A 12,754-nucleotide genomic window follows, 5' to 3' on the forward strand; every position below is an offset into this window, starting at 1 on the left:
GCTGCAACGGTTTTCCAACGGATCGATTATCGGGAGGTCGCCATGGGCGTACTACTGAACCTGGTCGAACGCAACCTGCACGAAGTACAGGTTGATGCCGACCGCATGCTGTTCCATATCCCCAGCAGTTCGCTGTTCACCGCTGACGCGGTGACCGGCGGCATCATCGACACCTTGCGCCAGCAAGGCTGCTCGGCCGAGGAGCTGATGCAGCGCCTTGGCCAGCAGTTTGCCGGCGAGGATATCCAGGACACCCTGCGCGAACTGATCGCGCTGGAGCTGGTCAGTGACGGCTCGCCGCTGACCCCGGAAATCGCCCTCAGACAGGTCGAGCGCACCGCGCTGAACACCGTGGTGCTCAACGTCAACACCGGCTGCAACCTCAGCTGCACCTATTGCTACAAGGAAGACCTGGACAAGCCTTCCGCCGGCAAGAAGATGAGCACCGCCACCGCCGAAGCCTCGGTGGAGATGCTGCTCAAGGAATCACCCAACGAGCAGCGCTACAGCGTGGTGTTCTTCGGTGGTGAACCGCTGTCCAACCGGCCGTTGATCGAGCACATGGTGGCTTACTGCGAGCGGCGGTTCGCCGAGGCGGGCAAGCAGGTGGAGTTCATCATGACCACCAACGCTACCTTGCTGACCGAAGAAATCATCGATTGGCTCAACGCCCACCGCTTTGGCCTGTCGATCAGCATCGATGGCCCCAAGACCGTGCACGACCGCAACCGTATCACCGTGGGCGGGCAGGGCACCTATGACGTGGTGCGACGCAAGGCCGACCTGCTGCTGTCGCGCTACACCAGCCGGCCGGTGGGCGCGCGGGTTACGCTGACCCGTGGCATTACCGACGTTGAAACCATCTGGAACCACCTGTTCAACGAAATGGGTTTTGCCGAGGTTGGCTTTGCCCCGGTTACCTCCGGCGACATGGCCGACTTCAACCTCACTGGCGAAGAGCTGGTGCAGGTCTTCGCCAACATGAAGGCACTCGGCCGGCGCTACCTGGAGGCGGCACTGGAGCACCGCAACATCGGCTTCTCCAACCTGCACCAGTTGATCACCGACATCCACGAAGGCCACAAGAAGGCCCTGCCGTGTGGCGCCGGGTTGAAGATGCTGGCGGTGGACCACGAAGGTGAGCTGAACCTGTGCCACCGCTTCACCGGCTCCAGCCTGCCCACCTTCGGTAACGTGCACCAGGGCGTGAAGCAGGCGCAGCTCAACGACTTCCTGTCGCAGCGCCTGGACCGCAGCAACACCGGCTGTGAAAGCTGCCGTATTCGCAACCTGTGCTCCGGCGGCTGCTACCACGAAAGCTATGCGCGCTACGGCGACCCGCAGCACCCGACTTACCACTACTGCGAACTGATGCGCGACTGGGTGGACTTCGGCATTGAAGTCTACAGCCGCATCATGGCCGTCAACCCGGCCTTCATCGATCGCTACATCACCCCGCGGAAGGCGCATTGACATGAAGCACTTGAAGCCCCTGAACAACAAGGCGCGCATCCTGGAGCAGGCCGCCGCCGAAGACCGTGTCGAAGAAGTGATGGCAATGAGCGCGGTGGCCGGCTGCACGGCCACTACCGACCCGGGCTGGGAGGTGGACGCCTTTGGCGGCGTGAGCTCGCTGTGCCAGCCGATGGAGGCTGACCTTTATGGTTGTTCCGACCCTTGCTGGTGGCCGGCCCAGGTGCCGGACATGATGAGCACCTACCAGGACTGGAACGCCCAGGCGTCCAACTCGGCAGAGGACTGGCGCAACCTCGGTACCGTGTTCCCGAAAGACAAGTGACGGCCCAACAAGAATGACAAGGGGAAACCGCATGAAAGCTGGACGCTGCGCGCCATTGGCGCTCACCATCGCCGCCATGGCTTGCGCCGGGCAGGCACAGGCCGACGACACTGGCCCGGCACTCAAGGCTGGCCACGAATACATGATCGTGACCAACTACCCGAACAACCTGCATGTGGTCGATGTGGCCAGTGACACGGTCTACAAGAGCTGCCGGATGCCCGACAAGTTCGGCCCTGGCACCGCAATGATGGCGCCGGACAACCGCACCGCCTACGTGCTCAACAACCATTACGGCGACATCTACGGCATCGACCTGGACACTTGCAAGAACACCTTCCACGCCAACCTGTCCAGCGTAGTCGGTGAAGTCGGCCGGTCGATCTATTCGTTCGCCATCAGCCCAGACGGCAAAGAGGTGTATGCCACGGTCAACCCGACCCAGAGGCTGAACGACCATTACGTGGTCAAACCACCGCGGCTGGAGGTGTTCAGCACCGCTGATGGCCTTCAGGCCAAGCCCGTACGCACCTTCCCGATGCCGCGACAGGTGTATCTGATGCGCGCCTCCGACGATGGCAGCCTGTACGTTGCCGGGCCGGACATTTACAAGATGGACGTGAAGACCGGCAAATACTCGGTGGCCCTGCCGTTGCGCAACTGGAACCGCAAAGGCTACAGCGCCCCGGATGTGCTGTACTTCTGGCCGCACCAGAGCCCGCGCCATGAGTTCACCATGCTGTACACCATTGCCAAGTTCAAGGATGACAAGCAGGACCCGGCCACCGCCGAACCGCTGTATGGCTACCTGAGCATCGACCTGAAGACCGGCAAGACCCACACCCAGGAGTTCGCCGACCTGACCGAGCTGTACTTCACCGGCCTGCGCTCACCCAAGGACCCGAACCAGATCTACGGCGTGCTCAACCGTCTGGCCAAGTACGACATTAAACAGCGCAAGCTGATCAAGGCGGCTAATCTGGAGCACACCTACTACTGCGTGACGTTCGACAAGAAGGGCGACAAGCTTTACCTGGGCGGCACCTTCAACGACCTGGCGGTGTTCAACCCGGATACGCTGGAAAAGGTGAAGAACATCAAGTTGCCGGGTGGTGACATGTCTACCACGACGCCGCAGGTGTTCGTTCGCTAAAACGGTGTGTGCTTCTTCGCGGGTAAACCTACAAAGGACGGCGCCACATTTGAGGCCGGTGCAGGTTTTTGTAGGAGCGGGTTTACCCGCGAAGAGGCCAGCACAGAAAACACAAGAACAACAAGAGAACGCCCATGCCCCAGCCAAGCTACTCCCAGGGCAACCAGGACAAGCCCCTGCTGACCCAATGCATTGGCGACGCCTTCGACGCCACCGTGGCCCGCTTCCCCGACCGTGAGGCGCTGGTGGTGCACCATCAGGCCCTGCGCTACACGTGGCGGCAACTGGCCGATGCCGTCGACCAGCACGCCCGCGCGCTGCTGGCCTTGGGCGTGCAGCCCGGTGACCGTCTTGGCATCTGGGCACCCAACTGCGCCGAGTGGTGCATTACCCAGTTCGCCAGCGCCAAGGTTGGCGCGATCCTGGTCAACATCAACCCGGCCTACCGCTCCAGCGAACTGGACTATGCCCTTGGCCAGTCCGGCTGCCGCTGGGTGATCTGTGCCGACGCCTTCAAGACCTCCGACTACCACGCCATGCTGCAGGGCCTGCTCCCGGGCCTGGCCAGCGGCCAACCGGGCGCACTGATCTGCGAGCGCTTCCCTGAGCTGCGTGGCGTGATCAGCCTGGCGCTGTCGCCACCGCCAGGGTTTATGGCCTGGCACGCATTGCAGGCCCTTGCCGAGGTTGTCAGCGGCGAGGCCCTGGCCGCACGCCAGGCACAACTGCGTTGTGACGACCCGATCAACATCCAGTACACCTCAGGCACCACCGGTTTCCCCAAGGGAGCCACCCTTAGCCACAGCAATATCCTCAACAACGGGTACATGGTCGGTGAAAGCCTGGGCCTTACCGAGCACGATCGGCTGGTGGTGCCGGTTCCGCTTTACCACTGCTTCGGCATGGTCATGGCCAACCTTGGCTGCATGACCCACGGCAGCGCACTGATTTACCCCAGCGATGCCTTCGACCCGCTGGCCACGCTGCGCGCAGTAGCGCAGGAAAAAGCCACTGCGTTGTATGGCGTGCCGACCATGTTCATTGCCGAGCTGGACCATCCGCAGCGTGGTGAATTCGACCTGTCGAGCCTTCGCACCGGGATCATGGCCGGCGCGACCTGCCCGATCGAGGTGATGCGCCGGGTGATTGGCGAGATGCACATGGCCGAAGTGCAGATTGCCTATGGCATGACCGAGACCAGCCCGGTGTCCTTGCAGACCGGTGCCGCTGACGACCTGGAGCGTCGCGTGACCAGCGTCGGTCGTACTCAGCCCTGGCTGGAGAGCAAGGTGGTGGACGCCGAAGGCAACACTGTCCCGCGTGGCGAAATCGGCGAACTGTGCACCCGCGGCTACAGCGTGATGCTGGGTTACTGGAACAGCCCAAAAGCCACCGCCGAGAGCATTGACGCAGACGGCTGGATGCACACCGGCGACCTGGCGGTGATGGACGAGCAGGGCTATGTGCGTATCGTCGGGCGCAGCAAGGACATGATCATTCGCGGCGGCGAGAACATTTACCCGCGCGAGCTGGAGGAGTTCTTCTTCACCCACCCGGCGGTGGCCGATGTGCAGGTGATTGGCGTGCCGTGCAGCAAGTACGGTGAAGAGATCGTGGCCTGGGTGCGGCTGCACCCGGGGCATACTGCCAGCGAGGCAGAGTTGCGTGAGTGGGCGAGGGCAAGGATTGCGCACTTCAAGGTGCCCCGGTATTTCCGTTTTGTCGACGCGTTCCCGATGACGGTTACGGGCAAGGTGCAGAAATTCCGGATGCGGGAGATCAGTGTCGAAGAGCTGTCTGCCAGATGACCTTTTACGCGCGCAAGGTGAAAGCAACAGCCTTGTGCGCGGTAGCCTGTAGGAGCGGGTTTACCCGCGAAAGGGCCGGCCCTGCTAGCCCGTATCCCTGGTCATTCACTGTTGCCGCCGCTACCGTATTCGCGGGTAAACCCGCTCCTACACCTGATCGGTGGCGGACACACATCGGTGGTTGGACACAGGCCGTCGTAGGAGCGGGTTTACCCGCGAAGGGGCCGGCCCTGCTGGCCCGTACCCCTGGTCATTCACTGTTGCCGCCGCCACCGTATTCGCGGGTAAACCCGCTCCTACACCTGATCGGTGGCGGACACACATCGGTGGCTGGACACAGGCCGCGGTAGGAGCGGGTTTACCCGCGAAAGGGCCGGCCCTGCTAGCCCGTACTCCTGGCCATTCACTGTTGCTGCCGCCACCGTATTCGCGGGTAAACCCGCTCCTACACCTGATCGGTGGCGGACACACATCGGTGGTTGGACACAGGCCGTCGTAGGAGCGGGTTTACCCGCGAAAGGGCCGGCCCTGCTAGCCCGTATCCCTGGTCATTCACTGTTGCCGCCGCCACCGTATTCGCGGGTAAACCCACTCCTACACCTGGATTGGTGGCGGACACACATCGGTGGTTGGACACAGGCCGTCGTAGGAGCGGGTTTACCCGCGAACACCGGCAGAGCCGGTGCCATCCACCGCGTTGGTTTCTTCACGGGCATGCCTGCCCCCACGAGATCACCACAGTCCTGAAGTGTTATGGATTACCTGTGGGCGGTGTCATGCCCTCAGTCCTGCAGCCGTTCCGGGCTGTTGAAGTTGCTTAGCCGGCGATCACTCTCGGCGCACTCCAGCCCTTGCACCGCCTCGCGCAGCAGGGCCTTCTGCAAACTTCGCTCACCCGCTGCCCAGGCCTGCTCCAACACCGGCAACACCCGCTTGGGCAGGACGCTGAACATCGGCTGCCAGAAACCACCCTGACGCACCATTGCCGCGCTGTTACCGGCCACTGCCAGCCGCAGCAGGCCCTCGATCAATTCGCGATCAACCAGCGGCGCATCGCAAGCCAGCACCACCACCCACCCATGACGCGCCACCCTGAGCCCGGCAATCACCCCCGCCAGCGGCCCGGGGAAGTCGGCTTCTGCATCGCCCACCAACCGGTCGGCGTACGCCCGGTAAGCCGCCTGGTTGCGATTGCAGGAAATCACCAGGTCATCGCTCAGTGGCCGCACCACTCGATGAACATGTGCAATCAACGGCTCGCCTTGCCAGTCCACCAGGCCCTTGTCACGGCCGCCCATGCGCTGGCCGCGGCCACCGGCGAGAATGAGGATGGAGCAGGGGGGAAGTGCATCAGGCATGAAAAAGGGTTCCGGGCAGTCATTGCCGGGAACCCTCCCATTTCACGCCGGGCTTGTCCAGTCAGCTTTCGCGGGGGACGGGTTGCCCGTCGCTGTGATGTGCCTGGCGTCGCCCGGACAATCGCATCACCACTACGAAGAACACCGGCACGAACACCACCGCCAGGGTGGCGCTGAGCATGCCGCCGATCACCCCGGTGCCAATCGCCTGCTGGCTGGCCGAGCTTGCGCCGCTGGCGATGGCCAGGGGCACCACGCCGAGGATGAACGCCAGCGAAGTCATCACGATCGGCCGCAGGCGCAGGCGGGCCGCTTGCACGGCGGCGTCGGCGGCGTCCACGCCCTGGTCTACCAGATGCTTGGCGAACTCGATGATCAGGATGGCGTTCTTCGCCGACAGGCCGATCAGGGTGATCAGGCCAACCTTGAAGAACACGTCGTTGGGCATGCCGCGCAAGGTCACCGCCAGCACCGCACCGAGCACACCGAGCGGAACAACCAGCAGCACCGCAGTCGGGATCGACCAGCTTTCGTACAGCGCAGCCAGGCACAGGAACACCACCAGCAGCGACAGCGCCATCAGCAGGGGGGCCTGGCTACCGGACAGCCGCTCCTGCAGTGACAGGCCGGTCCATTCCAGGCCGGTACCGGCCGGGAGCTGCGCCACCAGCCGCTCGACTTCGGCCATGGCCTCGCCCGAGCTGTAGCCGGCGGCTGGCTCGCCTGAGATCGATACCGCCGGGTAACCGTTGTAGCGAGTCAGTTGCACCGGGCCGCTGACCCACCGGGCCTGAACGAATGCGCCCAGTGGCACCATCTTGCCGCTGTCGTTGCGCACGTGAATGTTCAGCAAGTCCTCGACCTGGCTACGCTGGTCACCTTCGGCTTGCACCACCACTCGCTGCATACGGCCCTGGTTGGGGAAATCGTTGACGTAGCTGGAGCCCACGGCCACGTCCAGCACCGTGCCGATATCGGCAAACGACACGCCCAGTGCATTAGCCTGGCGGCGGTCGATTTCCAGTTGCACCTGCGGGCTCTCCGCCAGCGAGGCTTCGCGCACGTTGGTCAGCATCTTGCTTTTGCTGGCGCTTTCGAGCAACTGGTCACGGGTTGCCATCAGCTCGGCGTGGCCCATGCCGCCACGGTCCTGAAGGCGAAATTCGAAGCCGGTCGACTCACCGAGGCCGTCGATGGGCGGCGGCAGTACCGAGTAGGCTATCGCGTCCTTGAGCTGGGTGAAGGCCATGGTCGCGCGGTCGGCGATCGACTGGGCGCTGTCGTCGGCGCTGCGCTCGGACCAGTCCTTGAGGGTGGTGAAGGCCAGCGCCGCGTTCTGCCCGCTACCGGAGAAGCTGAAGCCCAGGATCAAGGTGGTGTTGCCCACGCCTGGCTCTTCGGTGTTATGCGCCTCGATCTGCGCGGCTACCTGTTCGGTGCGCATGCGGCTGGCGCCCGGCGGCAGTTGAATGTCGGTGATGGTGTAGCCCTGGTCTTCGGTGGGCAGGAACGCCGTAGGCAGCTGGCTGAAGCCGTAGCCCAGCACCGCCAGCAGCACCGCGTACACCAGCAGGTAGCGGCCGCTGCGCTTGAGCGCTTGCACCACCCAGCGCTGGTAGCCGTTGCTCATGCTTTCGAAGCGGCGATTGAACCAGCCAAAGAAGCCTTTGCGTTCATGGTGCTCGCCCTTGGCCACGGGTTTTAGCAGGGTGGCGCACAATGCCGGGGTCAGGCTGAGGGCGAGCAACGCCGAGAACAGGATCGATACCGCCATCGACAGCGAGAACTGCTGGTAGATCACCCCCACCGAGCCTTGCATGAAGGCCATGGGCAGGAATACCGCCACCAGCACCAGCGTGATGCCGACGATTGCACCGCTGATCTGGCTCATGGCCTTGCGCGTGGCTTGCTTGGGCGGCAAGCCTTCTTCGGCCATGATGCGTTCGACGTTCTCCACCACCACGATGGCATCGTCGACCAGAATGCCGATGGCCAGCACCATGCCGAACAGTGTCAGCACATTGACCGAGAAGCCCATGGCCAGCATCACGGCGAAGGTGCCCATCAATGCCACTGGCACGACCAGGGTCGGGATCAGCGTGTAGCGCAGGTTCTGCAGGAACAGGAACATGACTGCGAATACCAGCAGCATGGCCTCGAACAGGGTGTTGATGACCTGCTCGATCGACACCTTGACGAACGGCGAGGTGTCGTAGGGGATGTCGTACTTGACGCCTTCCGGGAAGTAGCGCGCCAGGTCCTGCATCTTCGCCCGTACCAGGGTGGCGGTTTCCATGGCGTTGGCGCCGGGCGACAACTGCACGCTGAAGGCGGTGGCCGGTTTGCCGTTCAGGCGCGTGCCGTACTGGTATTCCTGGGCACCGATTTCAACCCGGGCGACATCCCCGATGGTGACCGTTGAGCCGTCCGGGTTGGCACGCAGGACAATCGCAGCAAACTCTTCGGGGCTGCTCAACTGGCCTTTGACCACCACGTTGGCGGTGATTTCCTGGGTGCTGCGGCTGGGCAGATCGCCGATGCTGCCAGGGGCGACCTGGGCGTTCTGCGCGGCGATGGCTTCGGCCACATCGTTGGGCGTGAGGTTGAAACCGATCAGCTTGCGCGGGTCGATCCAGATGCGCATGGCCCGTTCGGAGCCATACAACTGGGCCTTGCCGACGCCCTTGAGGCGGCGGATTTCGTCCATCACGTTACGTGCAAGGATGTCCGACAGCGCGGTTTCATCGAGCTTGCCGTCTTCGGAGGTGAGGGTCGCCAACAGCAGGAAGCCGGTGGACACTTTCTCTACCTGCAGGCCCTGCTGGGTGACTGGGCGTGGCAGGCGCGACTCGACCACTTTCAGGCGGTTCTGCACATCGACCTGAGCCAGGTCCGGGTGGGTGCCCGGAGCGAAGGTGGCAGTGATGGTGGCGCTGCCCAGGCTGCTCTGCGACTCGAAGTACAGCAGGTTGTCGGCGCCGTTGAGCTCCTGCTCGATCAGGCTGACCACGCTTTCGTCCATGGTCGCCGCCGAGGCGCCTGGGTACACGGCGTAGATTTCCACCTGCGGCGGTGCCACGTTGGGGTACTGGGCCACCGGCAGCTGCGGGATGGCCAGCGCGCCTGCCAGCAGGATGAACAGTGCGACCACCCAGGCGAATACCGGGCGATCGATGAAGAATTGCGGCATGAATCAGGCCCTCACTGGCCGGTATGCTGTGCGATGGGTGGGGCAGCGGGTGCGTTGTCAACCTGCACCTGGTCACCGGCCTTGACGTGCTGCAGGCCCTCGACCACCACCCGCTCGCCGGCCGACAGGCCCTCGCTGACGATCCAGCGGTCGCCTTGGGCGCTGCCCAGTACAACCTGGCGGTCGCTGACCCGGGCTTGCGGGTCTACCACCAGCACCTTGGGCACACCGGCGCTGTCGCGCAGGATGGCGCGTTGCGGCACGCTCAGGCCCTTGGGTTGCACCGCTTGCTCCAGGCGTACCCGCACGTAGCTGCCAGGCAGCAGGTCGAGGTCCGGGTTGGGGAACTCGCTGCGCAGGGTGATCTGGTTGGTGCTGGGGTCGACGCTGATGTCGGAGAACAGCAGCTTGCCCGGCAGCGGGTAGGCGCTGCCGTCATCCTGGATCAGCGTGGCGCGTGCCTGGCCGTCGCCCACCTGCTGCAATTCGCCAGCGCGCAGGGCGCGGCGCAGCGCGTTGAGCTCACGGGTAGACTGGGTGACATCGGCATGGATCGGGTCCAGCTGCTGGATGGTCGCCAGCGGGGTGGTTTCGTTTTGCCCGACCAGCGCGCCTTCGGTGACCTGGGCGCGGCCGATACGGCCGGAAATCGGCGCGGTCACGGTGGCATAGCCGAGGTTCAACCGGGCGCGCTCCAGCGCCGCCCTGGCTTCGGCCACTTCGGCATCGGCCTGCAGGAAACTGGCCTTGGCGTTGTCGTACTCCTGGCGGCTGACGGCTTTATCGTCGACCAGCTCGCGGTAGCGCTGTTCTTGCAGGCGCGCCTGGTAGCGGGTGGCCTCGGCCTTGGCCAGCGTGGCGCGGGCGCTGTCGTGGTCGGCCTTGAACGGCGCCGGGTCGATCAGGAACAGTACATCACCCCGCTTGACGTCGCTGCCTTCGCGGTACACCCGCTTGAGCACCACACCTGCGACCCGCGCACGCACTTCGGCGGTGCGTGGCGCGAGGATACGGCCGCTGAGTTCACTGCTGATGGCCAGTGGCTGCAGTTGCAGGGTTTCCACGCGCACTTGCGCAGTGGGGGCCTGTTCGTCTGGCTCGGCGCTGTCGCTGCAACCGGCCAGGGACAGGCTCAGGAATGCCATGAGCGCCAGCGGGCGCAGGCACGGGGAGAGGGTAGTAGGCATGCGGATCTTCCGATGATGACCGTGTATATGCTAAGGCAGACGCTGCCTGGGCGGCTGTTAATACCTGTAGGGCGAGTGTGAAAAAGTGTGAAGAATGATCCTGTCGAGTGGTTGGGTTCTATATTCTGCATGGGCCTGTGCTGGCCCTTTCGCGGGTGAACCCGCTCCTACGGGGCCTGCAGGAGCGGGTTTACCCGCGAAGCGCTCGCCACAGGCTTACTTCAACCCAGACGCCCAAGCACCTATGCCGAACATTTTCCTGGTCGAAGACGACAGCGCCCTGTCCGAGTTGATCGCCAGCTACCTGCAACGCAACGACTTCCATGTCCAGGTGATCGCCCGGGGCGATCATGTGCTGGACGAGTACCGTCGGCAAAGGCCTGACCTGGTCATCCTTGACCTGATGCTGCCGGGCATCGATGGCCTGCAGCTGTGCAGGCTGCTGCGCCAGGAGTCGCAGACCCTGCCAATCCTTATGCTGACGGCCCGCGACGACAGCCATGACCAGGTGCTTGGCCTGGAAATGGGGGCCGACGACTACGTGACCAAACCCTGTGAGCCACGCGTGCTGCTGGCCCGTGTGCGCACGTTGCTGCGCCGCAGCAGTGTCCACGAGCCGCGCCTGGAAAACGACCTGATCCTGATCGGTGGCCTGCGCATCGACCTGGCTGAGCGTACGGTGAGCTGGCGCGGCGAAGAGGTGGAGCTGTCCAGCGGCGAGTACAACCTGCTGGTGGTGCTGGCGCGCAATGCCGGTGAGGTGATGAACCGCGACCGTATCCTGCAACAGTTGCGTGGCATAGAGTTCAATGGCACCGATCGCTCCGTTGATGTGGCCATTTCCAAACTGCGGCGCAAGTTCGACGACAACGCCGGCGAAGCGCGCAAGATCAAGACCGTGTGGGGCAAGGGCTACCTGTTCAGCCGTGTCGAGTGGGAGTGCTGACCGGCCATGCTCAAGATCCTGGTGCGGCTGTACCTGGTGATCATCGTCGCCTACGCCGGCGCGTTGCTGTTCATCCCTGACACCATCGTCGGCCTGTTCCGCGACCGGTTCATGGCCTACAACCTGGACCAGGCCAAGGGTGTACAAGCGTTGATCGTGCGCCAGTTCCGCCAGGCCCCGCGTGAGCAGTGGCCAGCGGTGGAGCAAGAGCTGGCCAGTGATTTCGCGCCGCTGCAACTGCAGCTGCTGCGCATGGACCAGGCCGGTTTGAGCGATGAAGAGCAGGCGCGACTGGAGCATGGTCTGCACGCAGTGCGCATTGCTGAGTGGGGCTATTACGAAACGGTGCTGGCGCCGCTGGACAGGGAGTGGCTGGTACGCCTGCATTCCCCGCCAGACCCGCTGGACATCAACGTGCTGTCGTGGGGTGTAACCGTATTGATCGGTGCAGCCATGTTAGGCTGCCTGCTGCTGTGGGTTTGGCCGCACTGGCGTGATCTGGAGCGCCTCAAAGAGACCGCTCGGCGCCTGGGCCAGGGGCAGATGGCCGAGCGCACGCACATTTCGCCTCACTCCAACATTGGTGAACTGGCCGGGGTATTCGACACCATGGCCAGTGACCTTGAACGCCACGTCAACCAGCAGCGTGAGCTGCTCAATGCGGTATCGCACGAGTTGCGCACGCCACTGACCCGGCTGGATTTCGGCCTGGTGCTGCTGTTCGACGAAGTGCCGCCAGCCAGCCGCAAGCGCCTGCTGGAGCTGGTCGGGCATGTGCGCGAGCTGGATGAGCTGGTGCTGGAACTGCTGTCCTACAGCCGGTTGTACAACGCCGACCAGGCGCGGGAGCGGGTGGAGGTATCGCTGCTGGAACTGGTCGACAGTGTGCTTGGCGGCTTCGCCGAGGAACTCGATGGCCGGGGTATCCAGTGGGAAGTGCGGGCCGAGGGTGAGTTGCCGCGCTTTGTACTGGACCCGCGGCTGACGGCGCGCGCGGTGCAGAACCTGGTGCGCAATGCCATGCGCTATTGCGATGAAAGCCTGTTGCTGCGCTTGCGCCTGGAAGCCGACGGCGCCTGCCTGCTGACGGTGGAGGATGACGGGATTGGCGTGCCTGTGGAGGAGCGCGAGCGGGTGTTCCAGCCGTTCTATCGCCTGGACCGCAGCCGCGATCGCAACACCGGTGGTTTTGGCCTTGGGTTGGCAATCAGCCGGCGGGCGATCGAGGGGCAGGGTGGCACCTTGACTCTGGCGCAGTCGGCGCTGGGTGGGGCGCAGTTCAGGATTCGTTTGCCCGCCGGATGATAGGTTGGC

General features: G+C 63.9%; 9 protein-coding genes. 6 read left to right on the forward strand and 3 right to left on the reverse strand.

From position 1 onward, the window contains the following. Positions 1 to 42: 42 nt before the first annotated feature. From peaB to INQ47_RS01905, 4 genes are all read left to right on the forward strand, one after another. Positions 43 to 1,473 carry a quinohemoprotein amine dehydrogenase maturation protein gene (gene peaB / locus INQ47_RS01890; protein WP_129932236.1) on the forward strand — a complete coding sequence of 477 codons (1,431 nt, stop codon included), beginning with the start codon at positions 43 to 45 and terminating at the stop codon, positions 1,471 to 1,473. A 1-nt stretch (position 1,474) separates the two neighbouring features. Further along, complete coding sequence (gene qhpC / locus INQ47_RS01895; RefSeq protein ID WP_004375838.1) at positions 1,475 to 1,798, forward strand: quinohemoprotein amine dehydrogenase subunit gamma; 324 nt, start codon at positions 1,475 to 1,477, stop codon at positions 1,796 to 1,798. 31 nt (positions 1,799 to 1,829) lie between these two features. Then, positions 1,830 to 2,951: a quinohemoprotein amine dehydrogenase subunit beta gene (gene peaD / locus INQ47_RS01900; protein WP_404700920.1), complete on the forward strand. Its 1,122-nt coding sequence runs from the start codon at positions 1,830 to 1,832 to the stop codon at positions 2,949 to 2,951. Between the two features lie 134 nt (positions 2,952 to 3,085). Beyond that, complete coding sequence (locus INQ47_RS01905) at positions 3,086 to 4,759, forward strand: fatty acid CoA ligase family protein (protein ID WP_404700921.1); 1,674 nt, start codon at positions 3,086 to 3,088, stop codon at positions 4,757 to 4,759. Between the two features lie 782 nt (positions 4,760 to 5,541). On the opposite strand, the gene mobA is transcribed toward INQ47_RS01905, so the two are convergent. The 3 genes from mobA to INQ47_RS01920 all read right to left on the reverse strand — a co-directional run bounded on the left by mobA (position 5,542) and on the right by INQ47_RS01920 (position 10,494). Continuing rightward, the gene (mobA, locus tag INQ47_RS01910; protein ID WP_404700922.1) at positions 5,542 to 6,117 is read right to left on the reverse strand and encodes a molybdenum cofactor guanylyltransferase MobA; all 576 of its coding nucleotides are present in this window, start codon (positions 6,115 to 6,117) and stop codon (positions 5,542 to 5,544) included. Positions 6,118 to 6,178: 61 nt separating this feature from the next. Continuing rightward, positions 6,179 to 9,307 (reverse strand): multidrug efflux RND transporter permease subunit, encoded by a 3,129-nt coding sequence (locus INQ47_RS01915; protein ID WP_404700923.1) that lies wholly within the window; start codon positions 9,305 to 9,307, stop codon positions 6,179 to 6,181. An 11-nt stretch (positions 9,308 to 9,318) separates the two neighbouring features. Further along, complete coding sequence (locus INQ47_RS01920; protein WP_252460111.1) at positions 9,319 to 10,494, reverse strand: efflux RND transporter periplasmic adaptor subunit; 1,176 nt, start codon at positions 10,492 to 10,494, stop codon at positions 9,319 to 9,321. Positions 10,495 to 10,738: 244 nt separating this feature from the next. Between INQ47_RS01920 and INQ47_RS01925 the strand changes: the two genes are divergently transcribed. Both INQ47_RS01925 and INQ47_RS01930 read left to right on the forward strand, forming a co-directional pair. Then, complete coding sequence (locus INQ47_RS01925) at positions 10,739 to 11,440, forward strand: response regulator transcription factor (protein ID WP_021782954.1); 702 nt, start codon at positions 10,739 to 10,741, stop codon at positions 11,438 to 11,440. Between the two features lie 6 nt (positions 11,441 to 11,446). Then, positions 11,447 to 12,745, forward strand: a complete 1,299-nt coding sequence (locus INQ47_RS01930) for an ATP-binding protein (protein WP_021782955.1) — start codon at positions 11,447 to 11,449, stop codon at positions 12,743 to 12,745. Positions 12,746 to 12,754 lie beyond the last annotated feature (9 nt).

This window comes from Pseudomonas sp. 3HC3 (genome assembly GCF_044904505.1).
GTDB lineage: Bacteria > Pseudomonadota > Gammaproteobacteria > Pseudomonadales > Pseudomonadaceae > Aquipseudomonas > Aquipseudomonas putida_Y.